General features: G+C 51.8%; 20 protein-coding genes, 1 tRNA gene and 1 pseudogene. 18 read left to right on the plus strand and 4 right to left on the minus strand.

The window, feature by feature from the left end:
• Positions 1-20: 20 nt before the first annotated feature.
• The 3 genes from purB (at position 21) to yihA (ending at position 2903) form a co-directional block, all read left to right on the plus strand.
• Positions 21-1439: an adenylosuccinate lyase gene (gene purB, locus HW115_RS03640; RefSeq protein WP_178931201.1), complete on the plus strand. Its 1419-nt coding sequence runs from the start codon at positions 21-23 to the stop codon at positions 1437-1439.
• A gap of 510 nt (positions 1440-1949) precedes the next feature.
• Positions 1950-2240, plus strand: a complete 291-nt coding sequence (locus HW115_RS03645) for a hypothetical protein (RefSeq protein WP_178931202.1) — start codon at positions 1950-1952, stop codon at positions 2238-2240.
• Positions 2241-2297: 57 nt separating this feature from the next.
• The gene (yihA, locus tag HW115_RS03650) at positions 2298-2903 is read left to right on the plus strand and encodes a ribosome biogenesis GTP-binding protein YihA/YsxC (RefSeq protein WP_178931203.1); all 606 of its coding nucleotides are present in this window, start codon (positions 2298-2300) and stop codon (positions 2901-2903) included.
• 283 nt (positions 2904-3186) lie between these two features.
• Here the strand turns inward: yihA and purC are convergent, their stop codons facing one another.
• Positions 3187-4290 (minus strand): phosphoribosylaminoimidazolesuccinocarboxamide synthase, encoded by a 1104-nt coding sequence (purC, locus tag HW115_RS03655; RefSeq protein WP_178931204.1) that lies wholly within the window; start codon positions 4288-4290, stop codon positions 3187-3189.
• 220 nt (positions 4291-4510) lie between these two features.
• Between purC and HW115_RS03660 the strand changes: the two genes are divergently transcribed.
• Positions 4511-4837, plus strand: coding sequence for a KH domain-containing protein (locus HW115_RS03660; protein WP_178931205.1), 327 nt, complete (start codon positions 4511-4513; stop codon positions 4835-4837).
• Positions 4838-5027: 190 nt separating this feature from the next.
• Positions 5028-7523 carry an AsmA-like C-terminal region-containing protein gene (locus HW115_RS03665; protein ID WP_178931206.1) on the plus strand — a complete coding sequence of 832 codons (2496 nt, stop codon included), beginning with the start codon at positions 5028-5030 and terminating at the stop codon, positions 7521-7523.
• Between the two features lie 34 nt (positions 7524-7557).
• On the opposite strand, the gene HW115_RS03670 is transcribed toward HW115_RS03665, so the two are convergent.
• The gene (locus tag HW115_RS03670; RefSeq protein ID WP_178931207.1) at positions 7558-8073 is read right to left on the minus strand and encodes a DUF3592 domain-containing protein; all 516 of its coding nucleotides are present in this window, start codon (positions 8071-8073) and stop codon (positions 7558-7560) included.
• A 351-nt stretch (positions 8074-8424) separates the two neighbouring features.
• Between HW115_RS03670 and HW115_RS03675 the strand changes: the two genes are divergently transcribed.
• The 8 genes from HW115_RS03675 (at position 8425) to HW115_RS03710 (ending at position 18247) form a co-directional block, all read left to right on the plus strand.
• On the plus strand, positions 8425-9222 hold the full coding sequence (locus tag HW115_RS03675) for an IclR family transcriptional regulator (RefSeq protein WP_178931208.1): 798 nt from the start codon (positions 8425-8427) through the stop codon (positions 9220-9222).
• 169 nt (positions 9223-9391) lie between these two features.
• The gene (locus tag HW115_RS03680) at positions 9392-10081 is read left to right on the plus strand and encodes a cupin domain-containing protein (protein WP_178931209.1); all 690 of its coding nucleotides are present in this window, start codon (positions 9392-9394) and stop codon (positions 10079-10081) included.
• A gap of 109 nt (positions 10082-10190) precedes the next feature.
• Positions 10191-10505, plus strand: a complete 315-nt coding sequence (locus HW115_RS03685; protein WP_178931210.1) for a VOC family protein — start codon at positions 10191-10193, stop codon at positions 10503-10505.
• 15 nt (positions 10506-10520) lie between these two features.
• Positions 10521-11528, plus strand: a complete 1008-nt coding sequence (locus HW115_RS03690) for a dihydroxyacetone kinase subunit DhaK (protein ID WP_425498131.1) — start codon at positions 10521-10523, stop codon at positions 11526-11528.
• A gap of 68 nt (positions 11529-11596) precedes the next feature.
• Positions 11597-12217 (plus strand): DAK2 domain-containing protein, encoded by a 621-nt coding sequence (locus HW115_RS03695; protein WP_178931212.1) that lies wholly within the window; start codon positions 11597-11599, stop codon positions 12215-12217.
• A 57-nt stretch (positions 12218-12274) separates the two neighbouring features.
• A complete protein-coding gene (gene lsrF, locus HW115_RS03700) occupies positions 12275-13153 on the plus strand; it encodes a 3-hydroxy-5-phosphonooxypentane-2,4-dione thiolase (protein WP_178931213.1) in 879 nt (292 codons plus the stop codon).
• Between the two features lie 207 nt (positions 13154-13360).
• Positions 13361-16399, plus strand: a complete 3039-nt coding sequence (locus HW115_RS03705) for an SUMF1/EgtB/PvdO family nonheme iron enzyme (RefSeq protein ID WP_178931214.1) — start codon at positions 13361-13363, stop codon at positions 16397-16399.
• 15 nt (positions 16400-16414) lie between these two features.
• Positions 16415-18247 (plus strand): YVTN family beta-propeller repeat protein, encoded by a 1833-nt coding sequence (locus tag HW115_RS03710; RefSeq protein ID WP_178931215.1) that lies wholly within the window; start codon positions 16415-16417, stop codon positions 18245-18247.
• Between the two features lie 220 nt (positions 18248-18467).
• Here the strand turns inward: HW115_RS03710 and pyk are convergent, their stop codons facing one another.
• On the minus strand, positions 18468-19877 hold the full coding sequence (gene pyk, locus HW115_RS03715; RefSeq protein ID WP_178931216.1) for a pyruvate kinase: 1410 nt from the start codon (positions 19875-19877) through the stop codon (positions 18468-18470).
• Between the two features lie 174 nt (positions 19878-20051).
• Here pyk and HW115_RS03720 point away from each other — a divergent pair.
• From HW115_RS03720 to HW115_RS20170, 5 genes and pseudogenes are all read left to right on the plus strand, one after another.
• Positions 20052-20142, plus strand: a tRNA-Ser gene (locus HW115_RS03720).
• Between the two features lie 366 nt (positions 20143-20508).
• The gene (locus HW115_RS03725) at positions 20509-20781 is read left to right on the plus strand and encodes a Fic family protein (RefSeq protein WP_178931217.1); all 273 of its coding nucleotides are present in this window, start codon (positions 20509-20511) and stop codon (positions 20779-20781) included.
• Between the two features lie 196 nt (positions 20782-20977).
• Positions 20978-21310, plus strand: coding sequence for a Fic family protein (locus tag HW115_RS03730; RefSeq protein WP_178931218.1), 333 nt, complete (start codon positions 20978-20980; stop codon positions 21308-21310).
• Between the two features lie 21 nt (positions 21311-21331).
• A complete protein-coding gene (locus HW115_RS03735) occupies positions 21332-22555 on the plus strand; it encodes a hypothetical protein (protein ID WP_178931219.1) in 1224 nt (407 codons plus the stop codon).
• Positions 22556-22635: 80 nt separating this feature from the next.
• A pseudogene (locus HW115_RS20170) lies at positions 22636-22886 on the plus strand (calcium-binding protein).
• Between the two features lie 341 nt (positions 22887-23227).
• On the opposite strand, the gene HW115_RS03750 reads toward HW115_RS20170, so the two are convergent.
• The gene (locus HW115_RS03750) at positions 23228-24331 is read right to left on the minus strand and encodes a PfkB family carbohydrate kinase (RefSeq protein WP_425498132.1); all 1104 of its coding nucleotides are present in this window, start codon (positions 24329-24331) and stop codon (positions 23228-23230) included.
• Between the last annotated feature and the right edge of the window lie 2 nt (positions 24332-24333).

Consider the following 24333-nt stretch of genomic DNA (forward strand, 5'->3'; position numbering starts at 1 on the left):
CCAACCTTTTATCTTTCATCATGATTCCTAACATCCTAGCAGAACGTTACGCCTCTCCCGCCATCTCAAAAATCTGGTCCGCAGAAGGCCGCATCATCCTCGAACGAGAGTTCTGGATTGCGGTCATGAAAGCGCAGAAAGAACTCGGTCTCGACATCCCAGCCGAAGCCATTGCTGCCTATGAATCCGTCAAAAACCAAGTGGACTTAGACGCCATCATGGAACGTGAACGGATCACCCGGCACGATGTAAAAGCCCGTATTGAAGAGTTCTGTGACCTGGCTGGCCACGAACACATTCACAAGGGAATGACCTCGCGTGACCTCACCGAAAATGTGGAACAACTCCAGGTCTACCGTTCGCTCCTGGTCATCCGTGACAAAACCGTAGCGACCCTCAATCAGATGAAACAACGGGCAGCTCAATGGCAAGATCTCATGATCACCGCCCGAACCCACAACGTGGCAGCCCAACCCACCACTTTCGGTAAGCGGATTGCCATGAGTGGTGAGGAGCTCCTCAGTGCGCTGGACATGCTCGAACACCTGATTGCGACCTACCCGGTCCGAGGACTCAAAGGAGCGGTTGGCACCCAGATGGACCAACTCTCACTGTTTGACGGAGACGCGGCCAAAGCCTCCCAACTCGAAGCCAAAGTCTGCGCACACTTGGGCATTCCGGTCGTCTTCACCAATGTGGGGCAGGTCTACCCCCGCTCGCTGGACATGCGCACCGTTTCTATTCTCGCTGACATTGCCTCCGGCCCTTCTTCCTTCTGCCGAACCCTACGCTTGATGGCCGGCCATGAAACCGCCAGCGAAGGCTTCGCCAAAGGCCAAACAGGCTCCAGCGCCATGCCCCACAAAATGAACTCACGCTCCTGTGAGCGAGTCAATGGCTTCCATGTCATCCTCAAGGGACACGTCACCATGGCTGGAGGCCTCGCAGGAGACCAGTGGAACGAAGGTGATGTCTCCTGCTCCGTCGTCCGCCGACTGATGCTGCCGGACGCCTTCTTCGCTCTCGACGGGATGTTCGAAACATTCATGACCGTGCTCGGCCAAATGGATGCCTACCCCGCTGTTATCGAAGCTGAAAACAACCACTACCTGCCATTCCTGATGACCACCACCATCATGATGGAAGCAGTCAAAGCCGGCGTGGGCCGGGAAACGGCCCACCGCGTGATCAAACAACATGCTGTCGCTACCGTCAATGATCTGCGTTCTGGACGGATCAAGGAAAACAACCTGCTTGAACGGCTTGCCGACGACCAGGAAATCCCGCTCGGCCACGAAGAACTTGAACGATTACTCAGTGAAGGACGCGAAAATACCGGCACCGCACAACCTCAGGTAAGCCATTTCACCGATAAAGTTCAAAAAATTTCTGAACAGTATCCTGAAGCAGCATCTTACCAACCCGGAGCCATTTTGTAAGCCCCCTGCGCTAAACGCTCACATTTTTAATACCTCATTGCCCCTCCCCGTATGGGATAGGGGCATTTTTGTGTTCATAGCTGTAATTTTAATATAACCAAATCATCAAAACACCTGCATAAAACTGAAAAGCAAAACAATTATAATTTTTCCATTTATTTAGCATTTTTTATGAACATTTCCCACACTCAGGGGTCTATGACAGTGAGGACAGCGTGCAAGACGCGTCGTTCTTATTCATGTAAGGGTGAATTGCAGAACTCAATGCCAATCAGATAAGCGTGTTGGTATTGAAGTCGCAGAAAAACCGTAGGCAAAGCCCCCCTGAGCCTACGGTTTTTTCTGTACCCGTGTTTTGCTTTACCCGTTCTTTTCCGCCCCCCGTTTCTGCCCCCCGTTTCTGCCCCCCGCCCGCTATCTCGGGTGTGAACAAGCTTTCCCAGAGTTGCGTATTGTGTTCCTACTCGGTCGGCACTAGTTTCATCGGACATCACCTTATACCATCTTCATATGGCCATCCCATTAAAAACCAGCCAAGTCATTTGCTTCTACGACATCCAGTACCGCTGGATCAAACGCAGTACGGAACGGGGCGTCGAAGTCAGGGTCGAACTCTGTGAGCACCCCCAGGGCCAGATGCTCATTACCCAATGCCCCCGTGTGTTCCGGGACTCCATGGTCGAAGACATCATTGAACAAGGAAGAGACCTTGGCTGGCAACCGGAAGAAAAAAAAGCAGCGATGCTGACCCGTCTGACCAAACGAGGGCTGGTGGTGATCGAAGACGCAGCAGACCAATAACACTCAATTCCCGAACTCAATTCCTGAATTTCCGTTCACTGAGCACCAACCCAAACCATGCAAATCCATTCCGCCCAGTTTGAAATCAGCGCCCCGGATCTCGACTCATGCCCGGAATCCGACCTCCCCGAATTTGCTTTTATTGGTCGATCGAACGTCGGCAAGTCTTCACTGATCAATACGCTGACCAATAAGCACAACCTAGCCATGGTTTCAGCCAAACCTGGCAAAACCCGCCTGATCAACTTCTTTAGAATCAATCAGAAATGGGACCTCGTCGACCTCCCGGGCTATGGCTATGCAAAAGCATCAGGCCAAACCAGGAACAAATTCAATGTCATGGTCTCGGATTATCTGGTCAAGCGGGACAACCTAAGCTGCGTCTTTGTCCTGATTGATTGCAGACACGAAGCCCAAAAACTCGATCTCGAATTCACGGCATGGCTCATCGAATACCAGATCCCGTTTGTTCTGGTCTTCACCAAGACCGACAAAGTCAAACCTACGATTGTGCAAAAACACATCGATTACTTCAAAAAGGCGATGTCGGAGTTTTGTGACGGCCTTCCCCGAATTTACACCTGCTCTGCAAAAACGGGCACGGGCCGCAAGGAAATCCTGCAATTCATCGATCAGGCTGTCGTCAATTTTTCCCGCTACTAAGCGCGTCCCCACCACAAAAAATGGCAGCCCCGCATCAACGAAGCTGCCACCTGATTCTTCTATCGAGAAGCTTGATTATACCATTCTCCCAGTTAAATTTGCAGAATGGTTTGAGTTTGAGATGATGATTCAGTCAGCAAGCTGAATGGCAAGGGGGCGCTGAATCTTTTAGATTTTACCGTTGTTGCGCGTCGGTTGCATAGCCCGCTATGCGCCTTCCTTGCGCCTAGTTAAAATCGAAAACCTTCAGTGCCATTCGGCCAATTTAACTGATCAAATGGTATTACTCGACAATGCCGTAGGCTGAGAGGGCATCGAGGATTTCCTGACGGGCATTCTCAATCGCAGGAACGGCCGTTCCCGTCAACTGCTCGGCAGTGCTCTTGTAAAGCTCACTCGTTGCCATCAACGCCTCGGTAGGCACTTTGAAGCTGGTGCCTAGCACCTCACGCTCATCCATCCGCTCCTTGTTAAGCAAAACGTCCGCTTCCGGCACGCTGTCGCACAAGAACTTGCGGAACATCTCCTTGGAGTTTTCAACAATCTTGCCATCGGCATAAGCCGGCTTGTCCCAGTAGCGCGAGGAATCCAACGTTCCCACTTCGTCGATGTAAATCATCGAGTAACCGTCTCCGGATGCATTCGGAATATATCCAAACTCAAATTTGGTATCGACCAGCAACTGATCGGCCTGATCCGCCTGATCTGAAATAATCTTGAAGCCTTCGGCTAACAGCTTTTCATAATGATCGACATCCTCGGGGGAATGGAAGGCAAAGGCTTCGTAGTTGTCCAGAATCTGCTGACGAGTCACATTAACATCGTCTTTTTCCGGCACGCCGGGAATCCCCTGCAAAATACCTTTGGTCGAAGGAGTAATGAGCAATTCATCCAGCTTCCCTCCGTTCGTCAATCCCTCAGGCAGTGGAATACCGCAAATATCACGCTCCCCACGTTCATATCCACGCCACATACTTCCTGTGATATACTGACGGGCAATCCCCTCCACCATCACAGGTTTAGCCTTCTGGACAATCCACACCAACGGGTGGGGAGATGCCAGAACGTGATTGCCAGCCAAACCGGCTTTTTCAAATTCTTTGAACCAATGCAATGCCGTTGCATTGAGAGAAGCACCTTTCCCGGGAACTCCCATCAAACCATCTTCACCCTGCCAGATAATCTCGTAGGCCGATATCCGGTCGCTGATGACCATCACAGCCAATTCCGTCCCGGGGGACACATCATATCCCTGCTCTTCAATAATCCGGGCACTATCTTCGGCCGTCAGCCAGTACACGGAACGCACTTTACCGCTGTGAACGCTACCTTCATGCCGAATCGGCAAATCATCTGTCTTTGCAATTGCGAGGTTTGATAAGCTCATAATGTCTTGTTTTTATGGGTTCGTTGTAGAAGAGGCAAAGGCCGGCCTCAAATGCCTGACTAGCGGAATACACGGCTCCATGCCGCAACTCACGGCAGCCTTTGCTTTCTGCGCAAATCCTAGCCAAGCAAAGAACCTTGCCAAGATTAATTCAACACGATTCATGCCATCCAGATCACTTTGACTCGACATTTCTTCATTCAGATTTCAATCTATCCGCATGCGTGAGACAACGGACAAGATCAAGGAATTCCTTCAATTCATTACCCTCCAGTTCATCCAACACCCGGATCAGGCTCAACTACGCGTTGCAGAAGTCGATGAAAACCACATCAGTTTCAGACTCATCGTGGCCCAATCCGATGTCGCCATGCTGATCGGCCGCAATGGTTTTACCGCCAGCGCCATCCGCAATGTCATGAAAGCCGCAGCCGCCAAAGACGGCATCCAGGCCAGCCTGCAAATCCACTCCCACGAAGAAGAGCGACAACGAATCGCAGCCATCGAGGCGAATGAAATCATCGACGGCGGCTCACCGGAGGATTAGACCAGAGGATTAGAATTCTGGAACGCTCCCTCATCGGGCCTGCAAACGCATCAAATGGGCCATCTCTCCCACACGAGATCAGCCACAGCCGTCAGCCAAGATGCTTCAGCCACAAGCTCTGCCAAACGCCCGGCCAAACACGCTGTCTTTCCATTTTCCTCTCAGCCCATTCTGACCTATTGTCGTTATCATGCTCTTCAAGCGACTCTTCAAGCACCTCCGCCTGATCATCCTGATTGCGGTCGGGTTGCTGCTGGGCATCGTCATTGGAGGTATCTACACCCTGAATCAAACCGGGGTAAACGACCAGTGGCGCCACAAAATTGCCATCGAGCTCGAAAACCTCGGCATCATCGCCGACTTCGACAGCTTACGCTATGACCCGACTCGTGGCATGGTCGCCGAAGGAGTCCGCATCTACGCCGACTCAAGCCGAAAAGAAACCGTAGCCCGACTCAAGCACCTCGTGATTGATGTCGATAAAACCAAGCTCATGCGAGGCAAACTGAGGGTCAATAATGTCTCGTTGAAACGGGCCGAGGTTTCCATGCCTATTAACCCCAATGAACCGGACGGCCCGAGAGTGGTGATCAACAAACTTCAAGGGGACCTCTACCTGCCGGATAAAAACACCATCGAAGCTCAAAACGTCAAAGGTATGGTGGCGGGCATCCATCTGGAACTTAAAGCCAACATCTGGGGAAAAAACCTCAGCAAGGAACACGTTCAGACCTCACACCATCAAGAAACACGGATCAACCGCATCAAAGTAATCGCCAAAATCATCCAGGAAATCAGCCGCTGGAGCTGGCCTGAGAATAAACCACCTAAACTCAAAATCTACGTCGAAGGCAATCTCGACAACCCAGATTCATCCCACATCGACTTCGAACTAAGTGCCAGCTCGCTGGAACGAGACGGTGTGATTCTCAGCGATGTCCGGGTCAGAGGCGACTACCACAATAAACTCATCACCCTCGATCAGATTCAATTAGACGATGGATCCGGAAAACTCATCGCAAGAGCTGATTTCCATCCCAATACACGCAAAGGACGCTTTGAAGTCACCCATTGCAAGCTCCACTTGCAAAAACTAACGCGCAAACTGCTTGGACTGAATCCACTGCATGAAGTCACCTTTTCCACGCCGCCACAGATCACTTGCTCCGGCGAAGTCCGACTGGATTCAGAACTCACCCCGCAACTGCAACTCAATGGAAAAATCAACGTCGATCACTTCCACTTCAAAGGGATCCCATATCAAAACCTTGAATCCGAGCTTTCACTGCAAGGAAGCAACCTCTTTCTCACCAACCTGAAAGTCACCCACAGCGATGGTGAAATCCACGGCAGGCTACTACTCAAGGACAACCTGATACGTTATGACGCTCAGGCAACCCTTCCTGTGGAAGCTTACCGACCCTTCATTACCAATCCTAAAATCACCGAAGCGCTCAATAAGGCGTCATTCACAAAGCAGTCGAAAATAGAAATCACCACCACCGGATCTTATTCAAAAGACACACCGGCAGAGCGGATCTGCAGCGGCCATGTTCGACTCCAAAACTTCACCTATAAGGAAGTCCCCATGCGCGACGCCGTCGCGGACTTTGCCTTCGTTCCCGGCAAGAACACCTTCGCCAATATCCGACTCACCTTCGACTACCAAGACTACCCACTGCGTAAAACCTACGGGGGTCCCTCCTCAGGCAGGGTCGACAGCGACCAGGTGGTCATGGATCTCAAGGAGCGAATGGTCCACATCAAAAACATACGAACCACCGCTTGGCCGGCCCCGGTCGTTCGCCTATTTGCAAGCAAGGCAGCCGACCACTGTGAACAATACCGGTTTTTGCGCCCGCCCGGTCTCAGCGCCTCTGGCTCATTCGACCTGAATCAAAACCAAAAACGAACCGACTTCAAGATTGACGTCCATGCCCCCGGATCCACTCATTACCGCTTTCTCGGCGAAACCTTGTCGCTGAAACGGCTTCGCGGCCACGTCCGAATCCGACAGGGAAGAGTCGATGTATCCAACCTTTCCTTCTATACCTTCCAAGGCCCCTGCAAAGGTAAACTCACGGTCCACACCATTGAACGGAAGTATGCAGGAGAACTCCAATGGTCTCGCCTACACCTTAAAGATATCGGCCAGCTCTACCATTTTAAAAATGCCGAACGTGGATTAATCACTGGAAGAATCGATTTCAGTGGGAAACATAAAAACGTCGGCTTTTTCAACGGCAAAGGGTCCATCGCCCTTGAACGAGGCAACCTGTTCTCCATCCCCATGCTCGGCCCCCTGTCACCCGTCATCGGCTCCGTTCTCGGAGATAAGAACCCGACCAATGAGCATGCTGAAAACGCATCATGCACCTTCGCCGTGCGCAACGGCGTAGTCTACTCCGACAACTTTCTCGCCAACACCCGCTCGCTACGTTTCACCGGAGAAGGCAAAATCGACCTGAACAACAAACAGATGGACATGATGGTGCGCATGAACGCTCGCGGTCTATTCAGCTTGATCTCTCTCCCATTGAAACCGTTGATGGGGATGTTCCAGTTCGCAGGAACAGGCAACATTTCCAAACCCCAATGGAAAACCACTATTTTCACCTCACCAAAACGTGGTAAAAAAGATCCGATTTTCCGTCGTCCGCCAAAAGCCAGGGTCATCGGAGAATAGATCAACGTTTGAAGCTTACCCCAGCCTATTTCGATCATTCCTCCCTAGTCTGGCGCTTCCTCAACGCACCCCAAATCATCCCGCCTCCCCCCAGAACAAAAAGAGCCGGAAACCAAAGGGTATACCCTGCAGCCTTCGTGTCGTGTTGCAAAATCCCAGCCTCAGGACGCAGAGGGTCCACCCACACCGTATGGGTCGACCCCATTGGATAGGCCTCTTTCAAATGATTCACCTGCGACTCATCCTTCGTCCACTTCGATCCCCTCGGAGAAAAACGATTGGTCGTCATATCCCGCCCAGCAAACTCGTACCCATACATCAGATTCAATCGGTACTCCCTTGGCGAGCCGGAAATCTGACGTTCCTCGGTCTCTACCCTCAAAACCATGGCTTCCACTTGCGGCCACTCACGAGTTTGTTTCGCCTGCTGGTAACTCCGGAACATCAACCAACCAAACACCGCCCCGACAAGCATCAAACTGACCCCAATCAAACACAAAAACCAAACTCCTGAGCGAGTGCCCTTTTCCTCCTTGTTGCTGTCAGCCATACCCATCACTACGATGAAGTTCAAACGAACGGAACTCAAAACTGTGACAGACTCACCTCGGGTACATCCATCCCCAGGGCTCCTACATCAGGGAGGTTCTGTCGGTGATGCCTGCGGCGCTGACAGAATTGTCAGGTTTTTTAATTTTCAAAGATCATGGTTTGCCCAAAGCCTATCGCTCACCTCTAAAAAAATCCTGTAAATCCGCTTCAATCATGTGAATCATGTCAGCGACACAGGCTGATAGTCGCTAGTCTGCTCTCCCTGTATCCATCCTCTACGAACCACGGTTGACAGCCCCCCTCCGCTTGCCTAAATCTATACTTCAAACCGATCTTCCATCGATTCATCATGAGTTCATCCCAAGAAACATTCAAAGACAGCCGCTATAAAGTCCCCAATCTCGAACGGGCCCTCGTGATGATGGAACACCTGCTGGACCACCCTCTAGGGAGAACCGCCTCCGAGCTCACCGAAGACCTCGGCTTTTCAAAAAACAGCGTCTTCCGTATCACGATGACCTTGCTCAACCACCATTTTCTTATCCGCGATGAAAACAAACGCTTCCGCTTAAGCAAAAAACTTCTCCTCATGGGCTGCCGGAGTTTTGGTGATGCCCGCTTCATCGAACACGCGCTCGACATCATGCGGTCGTGCCGGGATGAAATCAAAGAGTCCGTCTTCATTGGCACCTTGGTCGAAAACGAAGGTGTGGTCATCGAGCAGGTTCTCGGCTCCCACCCGTTTAAATTCACCATCGATATCGGAGCCCGCATGCCCATCCATTGCGCAGCCCCGTGCAAGGCCATCCTCGCCTATATGCCGGCCGTCGAACGATCCTCCATCATCCAGCAGGCATCATTCAAACGCTATAACGAAAACACCATCACTTCAAAAAAAGCGTTCAACCAAGAACTCGAGTCCGTCAAGCAGTCAGGCTACGCCCTCGACCGGGCCGAACAAATCCACGGTGCCCACTGTGTGGCGGCACCCGTTTTCGACCAACACGGCTACCCCATCGCCGCTATCTGGACCACCGGCCCCTCCGATCGCATCCCCGCGGACTACTTCAGCAAGCTCGGAAAAACCATGCGGCACTTTGCCGACAAAATCTCCCACCGAATGGGATTTGAGGCGCTTGAAACCTAGGTTTCAGCAACATTCATCGAGCCACAGCATCCTGCCACCATCAAACACAGGGGGAAATCAGCCCTCAAGAGTTGTCTATATTTCAACTTTTGTTTTTTATGTAAATTTACAACTTTACAGAGCGTATCATAAGTCGTAAGAAAACGACGACATCAACCCTATCATCGATATGGAAACAACCATTAGCAGAAGAGCCTTTGTCGCCAGCGCCCTGAGCGCTGCCGGTGGAGCCATCGTCACCGGATGTAAATCCAGTGAATCTACAACCAGCAACCAGACCACAAGCATGACCAATTCCGACTTCTACAACAACGGAGAATTTGACGCAGACAAAGCCAAGCAAGCGTATTTCGATATGATGAAACGCTTAGGCTGCCCTACCCTCGAGCAATACAAAGGAGACCTTCTCTGGGCCATTGATTTCGGACTGGGCGATTTCGCCTCCGCCGGTATGGGCGGCGTCTTCTGGGCCAATGAAAATCACGAAAAAGGAGGATACCTTGGACATGAAATCTTCCTGCTTCCCGGCCAAATGATTGTTGAGCACGCTCATGTGGCTTGCAGTACCTGCCCACCAAAACGGGAGTCCTGGCTGGTCCGGCACGGATCCGTTTACTCATTCAGTGTTCAGGACGAGCCCAAAGGTTTCCCCGAAGGCTGCGTGATTCCTGAAAGCCAGCGTGACATCGCCACAGTAAACTCCGCCATCCTCGTCAAGGAAGGCGAAGTCGATCACCTCAACAAAGCCGAAGCCAAACACTTCATCATGGCTGGTCCTGAGGGAGCTGTCGTCACCGAGTTTGCCACCTTCCACGACAACGAAGGACTGCGTTTCACCAATCCGAACGTAAAGTTCTAAGCAAGAACACCATCAAACTCTGGGCTGAACACAGAGAATCATCTCCCAACACGGGAAGAACTCTGTGCTCAGCCTCAACAAGAAACAAAAAACAAACCAAACAATAACTATGCAAGAATTCAATCACGTTGGTATTCCTACCACCTTTGAGCGTGAGGGCGAAACCTACCTCGAAGATGCAAAACTCTACATCACCGACTTTGCCAACCACCCATACAAAATCGAATGGCTTCGCTTTGAAGAAGATTCCCCTATGCCGGAAATCTTAAAAACCACGGCACACGTCGCCTATATGGTGGACGACCTTGAAAAAGCCATGGAAGGCAAACAAACGTTGCTCGAACCATTCGAACCCATGGAGGGACTGCGCGTCGCCTTCATCCTCGATGATGGAGCACCCGTCGAATTCATGCAGGAAATCTAACCAACCACATACCCTATCCATTTCATCATGAAAAAATTAATCAATGACCCAGCCAACCTGACAGCTGAACTGCTCGAGGGATACACCTTGGCCTACCCAAACAAAGTCAAACTCGTCAACGAAAAGATCGTTGTTCGGGCAAACGAAAAAGCAGAAGACAAAGTCGCGGTCATCAGCATGGGAGGATCCGGACACGAACCTGCCGTTTCCGGTTTTGTAGGTGACGGCATGTTAGATGCCAGCGTCGTGGGAGATATCTTTGCGGCCCCGGGCGCCCCCAAAGTCTTTGAAGCATTGCAAATGTTCAAACGAGACGCCGGCATTTTACTCGTCGTTCTGAACCACGCCGGTGACGTCATGAGCGCCAATATGGCGATGCAACTGGCGGAGCGTGCCGGAATCAAAGTCAAAATGCTGCTGACCCACGAAGACATCAGTGCAGGCATCGACACCCCGGTCGAAGACAAACGTGGTTTGGCTGGATGCGTTCCCCTTTACAAAGTCGCCGGTGCCGCCGCAGACGAAGGCAAATCCCTCGATGAAGTCTACGAAATAGCCGAGCGCTTCAACCAGCAAATGGCCACGCTCGCCGTTGCTGTCACTAACTGCACCCACCCGCAAACCGGACAGGCTATCTCTAACCTCGCCGACGACGAAATGGAAATCGGCATGGGCCAACACGGTGAAGCCGGCGGAGGCATCTCCAAGATCCTTACTGCTGATGAAACGGCAGAACGTATGGTGCTACCATTGATCGAAGCGACAGGAGCAAGCAGCGGAGACACGGTGCAACTCCTCATCAACGGTGTTGGCGGCTCGACCCTCATGGAAATGAACATCGTCTACCGGAAAGCGCACCAGATCCTCACCGAAAAAGGAATCACGCTTGTCCCAGGCATCGTCGACGAGCTCCTAACGGTTCAAGAGATGGGAGGGTTCCAAATGATCCTCTGTAAACTTGATCCAGATCACGTCACTTACCTCGAGGCTCCAGCCAACGCACCCTACTGGACCACGCAATAACTCAACACCACCCACGGGCAAGGGGCAATCCCCCTTGCCCGTCACTCACACCTGAAGCTCTTCACACCATGACCACTTCCCTTACACTCGATCATCTCAAAGCCATGTTCGCAGCGGGACTCACCGCCGTGACAGAAGCCAAGGAGGAACTCTCCTCGCTCGATGCCGCCACCGGAGACGGAGATCACGGCACCGCCATCTGCCAAGCCATGACGGCCATCTGCAACACGGCTGACAAAGGCACCGACCTCAAGCAATCGCTCAATGACATGGGCTTTGCCGCCATGATGGAATCCTGTGGATCCACCAGCACCTTGATCGGAGCACTCCTTCTCGGGATGAGTGACGGAGTCGATGGCAACGAACTGTCTCCGGCAGCCGTGGCAACCATGTTCAACTCCGGCCTCGCCAATCTCCGCCAGCAAACCAAGGCCGACATCGGTGACAAAACCATGATGGATGCCCTGATCCCCGCCATCACAGCGATCGACACCCATCAGGGATCCGACCTCTCAACGATGTTCAATACGGCAGCCAAAGCAGCAGCCGATGGCCGGGACGCAACCAAAGATATGGTTGCCAAGTTCGGGCGCGCACGCAACTTGGGGGACCGCGTCATCGGCCACACCGACGCAGGAGCAACGTCTATCGCCTTGATCTTCCAAGCGTTCGCTAACAGCCTCGACTAATTTTTATTTTCCAAACCCTACGAACTAACAACCAAATTCAAAAAAACCAACACGACCATGGCAGACTTAGATGACATCAGAGACGGAGACAACTTCGGCCTCAACACCCCGGCAGACACAAGCAGCTTCTACCTCAAAGGTATGAATAGTGCTTCATGGGGAATCAAAAACCGCATGTCCCGTATCTTCAACCGCGAATCAGGCCGCACCGTCATGCTGGCCTTCGACCACGGATTCCTCATGGGACCCACATCCGGACTTGAGCGCATCGACCTCAACATCGCGCCTCTTGCCGAGGAAGCTGACTGCTTGATGGGATGCCGCGGCATGATCCGCACCTGTATTCCCGCAGAAAACACTAAACCCATCTGCCTCCGGACAGACAGCGGAACCACCATCCTCACGGAAATGAACCACAACGTGCTCATCTCCGAAGAAGATGCCATCGGAATGAACGTTTCCGCCATGGCCGCCATGCTCTCCATTGGTGATGCCGACACCGAAGCCACCACCATCGCCAACTTCAGCCGTCTGGTCGATATCGGCAACAAATACGCCATCCCCGTCATGGGCGTCACTGCGGTCGGAAAAGACATGGCCCGCGATGCTCGCTACTTTGGACTCGCGTCTCGCGTCTGTGCCGAGAACGGTGCCAGCATCGTTAAAACCTACTACACCGAAGGCTTTGAAAACGTCGTCGCGGCCTGCCCGGTCCCCGTCGTGATCGCCGGTGGCAAAAAACTCCCCGAACTCGAGGCCCTCGAACTTTGCTACAACGCAATCCAGTGTGGTGCGTCCGGAGTCGACATGGGACGTAACGTCTTCCAATCCGAAGCTCCCCTCGCCATGATGAAAGCGGTCAAAGCCGTCGTTCACAACAATGCGACACCAGCTGAAGCATTCGACCTCTTCAACACGCTGCAGAACGAAGCCTGATGAATCGTTGAAAGGGTCGCTACCCAAAAACGTATCTAAAGGCGGCCGTGTAAACTCTTTTGCACTGCCGCCTCCTACTCTTTCTTCCCCACTCACTCCACAGGGATCTTCCGGATCCGCAAAGTGACTGACTGCAGGCAAAACAACGTTTAGCCGACCATCTTCAGCCGCATCAACAGAACACACACTAACACCGCATCAGAAACCATGAAACCCAGCATCATTGCCAGCGTCATCATTGGATTGAGCACCAGCCTCACGCTGCTGGCAAAACCCCGAGAACTCAACTACGGAACCAAGGAGTCTCTTGAGCTCGCCATCCAGGATTTGATCAACACCCACGGGAAGGCCTATCCCAAAGGTCCAGCATTCTTAAAACGCCTGAAACAAATCAATGACGAAAAGGACCTGGCGAAACTTCGTAAAGAGGCTCTGATGGCCAACCCTGCCATCGATTTCGACCAATTACTCATCATCGAGCGCAGCGTCAACAAACGCTGGCTTCCCGCCAACTGGCAGTGCAACTCCAGCTTGCCTAAAACAGGTCACAACAACAACATTTCCACCCTTTCTCTCAAAGACGGGTCAACCAAACAAATCTTCAAGCCAGAAGGAGGCAAATTTCTCGGCGACCTTGAGCTCCACTTCGACGCCGACAAGATCATGTTCTCCTCCATTGGAGAACACGGCGCGTGGGCGGTATTCGAAATGGATCTAAAAAAAGGAGCCCAACCAGAACAAATCACCCCTCCGATTGCAGACATCGACTGCATGGACCCATGTTATCTTCCAGATGGCAGGATCATCTTTGCGTCAACTTCCGGGTTCCAAGGTGTCCCTTGCGTCGGTGGTAATGATATCGTCGCCAACCTCCACATCCTGGATCCGAAAACCAACAATATTCGCCGGATCTGCTTCGACCAGGAAAACAACTGGAACCCGACAGTCCTACCCAATGGAAAGATTCTTTTCCAACGCTGGGAATATACGGACTCGGCCCACTACTTCAGCCGCCTGCTGATGCACATGAACCCAGACGGAACCAACCAGAAGGAATACTACGGTAGCAACTCCTACTGGCCAAACTCGATGTTCTATGCCCGCCCGATCCCGGGAAGTTCCAATAAATTCATCACCATCGTCACCGGCCACCACGGCGTCGCCCGTGCCGGGGAATTAATTTTATTCGACAACAACAAGGGCCGTCACGAAGCCGATGGCGTGATCCAGCGCATCCCGGGCCGAGGAAAAAAAGTCGAGCCGGTCATCAAGGACCGACTGGTCAATGGATCCTTCCCACTATTCCTCCACCCATACCCGCTCAGTGAAAACCACTTCATCGTTTCCATGAGTCTGGACGGAAAACACTTCGGCATTTACCTCGTCGACACCTTCGACAACATCGTGCCGATCCAAGAAGCGAACAAAAATGCACTCACCGAAGCCATCCCACTGAGGAAGACGGCTAAGCCACCGGTCAAGCCCGACCTCGTCCGCCTCGACCAAAAAGATGCTACCTTCTATATTCAGGATATCTACGCTGGCCCCGGCCTCAAGGACGTGCCCCGTGGAACGGTTAAAACCCTCAAAGTTTACACCTACGAATACGCACCTCGTAAACAAGGTGGCCACTACGCCATCGGCATGGAGGGGCCCTGGGATGTGCGCACCGTGCTCGGCACCGTGCCTGTCAACAAAGACGGATCCGTGATGTTCAAGGCTCCAGCCAACACCCCGATCGGCTTCCTGCCGCTTGACGCCGAAGGCAAGGCCTTGCAAATCATGCGCTCTTGGGCGACGGCCATGCCAGGCGAGGTTGTCTCCTGCGTCGGTTGTCACGAACCACAGAACATGTCACCGACCCCACGCCCAACGATGGCCTCCAAAATGGCACCGAAAAAACTCACCCCATGGCTTGGAACCAAACCACGTGGGTTCAGCTTCCACCGTGAAATCCAACCGGTTCTCGACGAATCCTGCGTTGGCTGCCACACCACGGAACTGGCGAAAAAAGATGGTCGCCCGGACTTCGAAGATATGAAAAAATCCTACTTCGAACTCCACCCCTACGTGCGCCGGAACGGACCCGAAGGTGACTACCACTTGCTCACCCCTCTTGAGTTCCACGCTGACACCAGCGAACTGGTTCAAATCCTCCAGAAGGGACACTACAATGTCAAACTCGGCGAGGAATCATGGGAAAAACTCATCACCTGGATCGATATGAACGTGCCTGAGCACGGAACATGGACCGAAGCTCCAAAAGGCCGAGGATCCAAAACCGAGGAGTTCCTCGGACGCCGTGCCGAGACCCGGAAAAAATACGCCGGTCTCGAGGTCAATCCGGAAGTGGTGCAAAACCCATACACCGAACGCAAAAAGTTCATCGCCCCACCCGAGGTCACCGAAAACAAGACCAAGCCTGAAACATCCAAGCATTGGCCCATCGCCCCAGACAAGGCCCGGGCAATGCAACAAGGAAAAACACCGCTTAGTGTCGATCTCGGCAACGGCTCGAAAATGACCTTTGTCTATATTCCTAAAGGCGAATTCATCAATGCCGAAGGGAAAAAAGAGCTCGTGAAAAAATCCTACTGGATGGCTAACACCGAGGTATCACTCGAACAATACCGTGCATTCCAGAAAGAATACAAAAACGGAGTCTACGACATGCACTACAAGGACCAGGTGGACCGTGGATACTACATGAACGATCCCAAGTTCCCCGTCATCCGGACCAACTGGGATGAAGCCAACGCCTTCTGTGACTGGCTAGGTAAAAAGCTTGGCAAACAAGTCAAACTCCCGAGCTCCAGCCAATGGGAGTGGGCATGCCGCGCTGGTTCGGCCTCCCCGGTCAACTATGGTGAACTCGCCGATGACTTTGGTAAACACGCCAACCTCTCGGACGTCAACATGAAGAAAATGGCGGTCAAGGGAGTCAACCCCAAGCCGATCAAAAACCCACCACCTCATCTCGATTTCATCCCTAAGCGTGATGATGTCAATGACGGTGTTCTTCACCTCGCCAAAGTGGGCAGCTACCAGCCAAACATCTGGGGATTGCATGATATGCACGGTAACGTCGCCGAATGGACCAGCTCCGATTACGCCGATGACAAAAAAACCGTCCTCGGTGGATCATGGAGAGATCGTCCGCACCGTGCAGCTGCCGGATTCAGCCTCGGCTTCCGTCCATGGCAAAAGGTTTACAACGTAGGTTTCCGAGTTATCATCGAAGAATAACGATAGGAAGAGACCATGATGATCCAAACAACCTACGCACAAGCATCCTGCCGCTTTTTACTCCTTCTCAGCATCATGGCCATCCCGGCCATGATGTTGGGCTCGGCAACAGCAGCGCCTCCCAGATCTCCCGCGGATCTGGAGCTCTCGGAAGACAAAGAGACGCTTTACGTCGCCGAACACACAGGAAAAAGTGTCGCGTGGGTTGAAACCAGAACCCGCAAACTCATGAAACGGGTGGCTCTTCCCGCTGAAGTCACCGGCATCACCCGTCATCAACAAAAACTCTACGTCACCAGTAAGGACCAACTCGGTGCCGTCCATGAACTGAACGCCTCGTCGGGGGAAATTCTCCGCACCTTAAAAGTCGGACAAGGTGCCCGCGCCCCTATTGTCAACAGCCAACGCAACGAACTCTACGTCTGCAACTACTTCATGAACACCGTGTCGGTGATCGACATTGACACGTTCAAAGAAAGTAAACGCATTCCCGTGCTGAGAATGCCCAATGCCACTGGCATCACCAAAGACGGACAAACGCTTTATGTTGCCAACCTACTTCCTAACGGAGCAAGCAACGTCGAACACACAGCAGCCAAAGTCAGCTTGATCGACTGCAAAACCCACAAGGTGATCAAGCACATCGAACTTGCAAACGGCAGTAACGCGCTCAGAGACATCACCCTCTCCCCCGACGGACATTTTGTTTTTGTCACCCACTCCCTGGCCCGCTTCTTGGTCCCCACCACCCAACTTGATCGGGGTTGGATCAACACCAATGCTTTCAGCATCATCAACACAAAGACCCAGGAACTCTATGCCACCATCCTGCTGGATGACATCAGTCAGGGCGCAGCCGGCCCATGGGGAATCGATATTTCATCCGACCAAAAACACATCTTCGTGGCCCACTCCGGCACGCACGAAATCAGTGTCATCGACATTCCCGGACTGATCAAAAAAATTGAGGAAACCGAGATCAGGGAAGACCTCGAATACAACCTCTCCATCATGTCGGATATCAGAAAGAGGATCAAAGTGCCTGGAAACGGCCCCAGAGCCATCCTCAGCCACGGCCCCGGCGTTTGGACCGCCCAGTATTTCAGTGACGACCTGACTTATGTGGATCTACGCAAGGGAACGGTCTCACCCAACATCCTGAATTTCCCGATGAACCCGTCGATCAAGATCTCCCAGGCACGCAAAGGGGAAATCATTTTCAACGACGCCACGTACTGTTTCCAACAATGGCTCTCCTGCAATGCCTGCCATACGGAAGAAGCCAGAATGGACGGACTCAACTGGGATTTGCTCAATGACGGCATCGGCAACCCGAAAAATGCCAAAAGCCTGCTCTTCTCCCACGTCACTCCGCCAGCGATGATCACCGGCATTCGCCCCAAGGCGGAAGTGGCAGTTCGCGCCGGTGTCCGCCACATCCAGTTTGCGTCTGCCACCGAAGACCAATACGAAGCACTCGACGCCTACCTGAAATCACTCAAACCAGAACCCAGCCCTTATCTCGTCAATGGTGAGTTAAGCGACGCAGCCAAACGGGGAGAGAAAACTTTCAAATCACCAAGCAAGGGAGCCTGTATCGTTTGCCACAACGGCCCCTATTTCACCGACATGCAAAAGCATGATATGAAGAATGCCGGTCCAGCCGACCGAACCTCCGTTTGGGACACGCCCACCTTGCGCGAAGTCTGGCGCACGGCCCCCTATCTGCACGATGGTCGCTCGGCTACCATTAAAGAGGTGCTGGTCAAAGAAAACCATGGCGGAGCTGCAGACAAGCTCGACAAAAAACAGATCGACGATCTCGTCGAATACGTGCTCAGCCTATAGACAAAAGGACCGGCAATACGATTGCCAGCTGGGTCCTTCTGACAAAACGACCGGATCAGCCTTCTATCAAAACCACACCGTATCGAAGAGCCAACGGTCCATTCATCGCACGGCTATGAATGATAGGTAAGGAATGATAGGTAAGGCTGATTGGCCTCAATCAGCCGCCAGAGCCTCACCATAAACAGGCCTCTCTCAAGGTGCCTTGTTCCAGAGCCGATCAGGCGTGGATCAGCAGAACGGAATCGACGATCTCGCCCTTCTGTCCCATATCGGAGATCACCACCAAGGGTGTTCCATCGCGGACAACGCCCTCATCCTTCAGCATGGCGACGGCCTTGCGCAATAACGAGTCCAGATCATCACCGAAATCGATCTGGCGAGCCGTGACACCACGAGCCAAGACCACCTTTCGACAGGTTGAGGCATTCGCGGCAAAAGCGTGGATATTGGATGTCGGCCGGAACAGAGAGGCTTGAACCGGCATGTAGCCACGGCGGGTAAACACCACCAACTGCGCCTCAGGAATGGAATCCACCAGTTGAATCGCAGACCGCACGGTCTTTTGGCGCTCGGTGCGTAGCACCGCGTCCTTACCATACCCCATACCGCCACTGCGCTCAATCCGGCGCGCAATACGATCCAGAATCTCGACACATTCAATCGGGTACTTGCCGACACTGGTCTCACCACTGAGCATCACGGAATCAGCCTCTTCGAATACAGCATTGGAAACATCCGTCACCTCGGCCCGGGTGGGCAATGGGTTGGAAATCATCGACTCCAACATATGTGTCGCTACGATGACCCGTGTGCCCAATTTTAAACAACGCTGGACAATTTTACGCTGCAAAATCGGCAACTCTTCAATATTAACTTCAATCCCCAAATCTCCACGTGCCACCATAATCACGTCCGCAGCCGCAATGATATCGTCAATGTTGCGAACAGCCTCCTGGTCCTCAATCTTGGCAATAATCTGGGCATCTCCGCCACCTTCAAGCATTGCTGCATGAAGCTCCCGGACATGCGCCGCATCCCGGACAAACGATCCGGCAATGTAGTCAACAGCGCAGTCACATGCGACCGCCAGATCCAAATGATCCTTGCGGGTGAGTGCCGGTAGATTCAAACGAACTCCGGGCAAGTTGATATGGCGGCGACTCCCCATGGTTCCATCGGTCTTCACCTCACAGATGATCCGATCCACATTGACCTCTTTAATCAGCATCAACAGGTTTCCGTTATCCACGATCAGGCGGTCACCCACCGAAACATCGGCCATCAGTCCGACATAGTTCACCGTTGTCGACAACTCCATACTCGGAGCTGCATCCGCTTTGCGAAACTCCACCAAATCCCCCTTGGTCAATACCAGTTCACCATCCACATCACCGGTCCGGATCGAAGGCCCCTGCAAATCACACAGAATAGCCACATGCTCTTCCATTTCAGCTGAAATCCGCCGGATCCGGGCACAGACGTCACGCACCCAATCATGTTTGGCATGACTCATGTTCAGACGGAACACATTGGCTCCAGCCGCAATTAAAGATTCCAACATCGCATCGGAATCGGTGGCAGGGCCCAAAGTGCAGATAATACGGGTCTTTCGGTTGGTGCGCTTCATGCGGCGAACCCTATGAGAAGATCCCTAAATTTCAATTTGGAATTCCCCAATAGCAGATCATACGCCCCATATCACAAAAAATGCGCATTTTTGCAATTTCCTGCACTTCATCACTTGACCAGAACGTCAGGATATGTTCTAAACCGCGCGTCGTTCGACCGACACATCGATTAAGGACCGATGGCTGAGTGGTCGAAAGCGCTCCCCTGCTAAGGGAGTATGCCTCAAAAGGGCATCGAGGGTTCGAATCCCTCTCGGTCCGCCACGACCCCCGCTCAAGATTTCTTGGGCGGGGGTCGTGGCTTTTACAGACGGGAGGGATGAGAACGAAGTTCGAGCGCACAACCGCGCGTGCATCACGCGCAATCTTCCCCCAATCAAAATGCGGAGGAGCATTTTGCCACTTCCGCACAGCCCGCGCGGAGCAAGGGCAATCCCTCTCGGCCCGCCACTTTTTCACTTCCCCAATCTTGGCCAGAGTGGGCAGAACCAACCAAACTCTTTGGGTATAATTGAGTCATTTAACGGTTCACCATGGAAGCCTCAGTCAATATCACACCTAAAATACTCCAACTTATCGCCTCGATTGATGAATTCAAGGGGCACTGGCAGGCTTTTGGGGCTATTGACCGTGATCCGTCTGACACAACACAGAAAAACAGCCACCATTGAGAGTGTGGGCTCATCCACAAGGATAGAAGGCTCCAAAATGTCTGATGCTCAGGTAAAAATCTTGCTGGATAATATTGAAATTGAGAAATTCACTTCCCGTGATGAACAGGAAGTCGCAGGTTATGCCAAGGTCATAGATCTGATCTTTGACTCTCGGGAATTCCTCAATGTAGATGAAAATCACCTGCTCCAGCTTCACTCCACTTTGTTAGCACACTCTACCAAGGAGTAACGTCATCGAGGGGCATACAAAACTCTGGATAACCATGTCGCAGCCTTCGATGCCAATGGTAAGCAGATCGGCATTCTCTTTGAGACTTCACCCCCCTTCGATACCCCTGCCCACACGAAGACACGCCTTGAATGGGAGCTGCAAACTTTCGCGGGAGCTCACCACTCTTTTCCTACTTCAGTCAGGATATGAGTCTGTGCCAGATGCCTCGATTGAGCGGATTATTGAGGAGAATAAAGACAGCTATTACAGAGCATTGAGAATAGCGCAAACGTCATTCCAGACCACACCTGACTGGAACGCTTGGATCGTTTTCTTCCTGCGGACTTTATCAAAACAATGCGAGGTTCTAGCTCGGAAAGTCGAAGACCGTCGCATGCACGAAGGTAAACAGGAAGTCCGTATCTATGATTATGTGGATGATGATGCTCCCATGTTTGCCTCTATGTTCAGAAAACGTCTGAAAGGTTATTCCTCCATGGGTTATGAAATTTACGATCCTGAACAAGAACCTCTTGATCTGAAATAGCCTTATAAATAGAGTAACGCCATGAGCGAGTATCAGTGCTATCAGTGGAAAAAAGTGAGTCAGAGTTTAAGCCCAAAGCAGTATAAGGAAGTATCGAACTTGTCGTCCCATATTTCGGTGACCAGTAACTCAGCCGAGGTGACATATCATTGGGGTGATTTCAAACATGACCCACAAACCGTCCTAACGAGATATTTTGATATTTTCCTCTATGAGGCGAACTGGGGAACTCAGCGAGTGGAATTTAGGTTTGATATAGGGAGTGTTGATGTTGAGCAAATACAGGGTTTTGCGCTTGGTAATCTTCTTGAGGTCAAGCAAACTGAAGATGCTGTTTTCGTAGAGGTGTGGTTTGAAGAAAATTGGATAGAGCCTAGCTATTCATACTACGATCAGTATGAGGATACAGGGGACTGGCGTTTGGAAGCGTTTGAAGCAGTATATCGTCAAATTCAGCAAGGGGATTATCGCGGACTATTTCTTCTCTGGATGAAAGGCTGTGAGATATCTTCCATAGAGAAAAAAGTAGTGGCTCTACCTAGAGGTATGGCAAAGCTGGAGGAGGAGCATCGCATTCTCGCTGATTTTGTCGGAGTAAATGAAGAGTTGATTAAACAAGCGGCAGAACGGAGCCGTCCACTTCCTAGAACGAAAAAGGTTGAGAAGTCGCTGGATCTTCATTTGCCCAAATTGTCCATCGAGAAAAAAGAGGACTATGTGAAGCGACTTCTATCAGAAGATGCTCATTCTGTGCAGAGTGAACTGAAACGTGAACTTAGAAAACTAGGTGGTTATCGACAGTCCAGCTATTTGGGAGGTGATGTTTGCTATGATGATTTGGCGAATGCAGCTAAGCGTGAAGCTCGACTGGAAGCGCAAAGAATGAAAGAGGAAAAGGAGCGCCGCAGGAAAGAATACTTGTTAGAGCTGGGGAACCGTGAAGATGAACTTCTGGATCGCATTCATGAACTAGTTTCTGAGAAAAAGACAAAGTCTTATGAAGAAGCCGTGCTCTTGTTGCGAGGCTTGGAAGACCTTTGGGTATCGCGGGATGACCGCGAATATTTTATTCAAGCCGTGAAATGTATCGCAAACGAATTCCCCCGTTTAACGGGTTTCCGTGGTCGCTTGGAAAAAGCAGGGTGGCTTGAACCTGCGAAGATGACAGTTGTAGCCCAAAATCAGAGAGAACGATGGTTAAAACAAAACCCTTTGGATCAAGAGATTAACTTTAAGTTACTATGAGTGCTGAAATAGACGAATACAGGGAAGACCGGATCACCATGGGAGCTGTAGTGGATGCTTATGGGGCAGAAGAAAGAGCTATGGGCTGGTATTATTATCTTGAGGGGAAATCAGTTTCCCATTCCATGCTTTATGTCTGAGAAGAACATCAACGTTAACACTACGCAAGGACGACGTTTATTCGGTAAAACGGATGGCAGATGTCGAGGATTGCGACCATGACATCTATGTTATGGTCGAGTTTGATGATGACGAGCTTGCGGTGCAGCTCACTCAGCTTGAGCCCATAGGCGAGCTGGATGATGAGTCACGGGAGGCTGTCTGTGATTAGCATTATTGGTGTGAACGCGGCTATCAATTTTAAAACGCTGCTTTGTTTATCATGAAGGGGCGGAAAGAACATCTATCACTAGCATTGAACCAGATGGAACAAGTTACGTTCTGATTTCGACGCCAAAATCCTTTTCAAAGTGTTTCAACTGATCCTCTGGTTTCATGGCGATGATCGTCCTCAACTTGTTTTCAGAGAATCCACGCCAAAAATACGAGAACGAGCTGCAAAGTCAGGTCGCCCATCATAACTTCTTAGCCCTTGTTCAGACCTAGCCTCATACATCATCATTAATATAAACAACTTAGGGCCACCAACCTAACAACCAACAAGGGCTCAACCTAACGGTCAACACGGGCGCTGCCACCACCAACGAGTTTTTCAACTTCCGCAAGGGACGCCATCGTGGTGTCACCCGCTGTGGTCATTGCCAAGGCCCCATGCGCAGCTCCGTATTCAACCGCTTTGGCAGGATCCTGCAACTCCATCAAGCCGTAGATCAGGCCGGACGCAAACGAGTCTCCGCCACCGACGCGGTCGTAGATCTCAAGCGCCGGACGATGGGTCGCTTCATAAAACTCACCATCGTGCCAGAGAATCGCTCCCCAGTCGTTGATACTTGCGGTGACCACATCTCGCAGAGTGGTCGCAACGGCCTTGAAGTTCGGGTACGTTTCCACCACTTGCTTAATCATATGCTTGAAGCTATCCAGCTCAAGTCCGGTCACATTCTCGGAATCGACACCTTCCACCTCGAAACCAAGGCAAGCCGTAAAATCTTCTTCATTGCCGATCATCACATCCACGTAAGGAGCAATGGCACGGTTCACTTCCTGGGCCTTCGCCTTGCCGCCAATGGCATTCCACAGGCTGGGACGATAGTTCAGATCGTAGGAAACACGCACATCATGTTCCTGGGCCTTTTGACATGCCTCAATGGTGAGTTCAGCGGTGCTTTCCGAGAGCGCCGCAAAAATGCCCCCGGTATGAAACCAACGACTTCCCAGCGTGCCAAAAATATGATCCCAGTCGACATCTCCAACCTTCAGCTGGGAAACGGCGGTGTGTGCACGGTCAGAACATCCCTTGGCAGCTCTCATACCAAATCCTCGTTCGGTAAAGTTCAAACCATTCCGTGCGGAGCGACCAATCCCGTCGTCTTCGCGCCATTGAATCAACTGGGAATCAACGCCTCCCTGAAAGATAAGATCCTCCAGAAGGCTGCCAACTTCGTTTCTCACCAGCGAGGTTACGACGCCAGTCCGCAGTCCAAAGCAACGACGCAAGCCCCGGGCCACGTTGTATTCCCCCCCACCTTCCCATGCCTGGAACCGGCGGGTTGTTTTGATTCGACCCTCACCGGGGTCAAGGCGTAACATAACTTCCCCCATCGAAATGGAGTCGAACTGAGTATTGGCTTTTTGTCTGGTTTTCATTCTCTCGATGA

Origin of the sequence: Oceaniferula marina (genome assembly GCF_013391475.1) — a bacterium.
Classification (GTDB): Bacteria; Verrucomicrobiota; Verrucomicrobiia; order Verrucomicrobiales; family Akkermansiaceae; genus Oceaniferula; species Oceaniferula marina.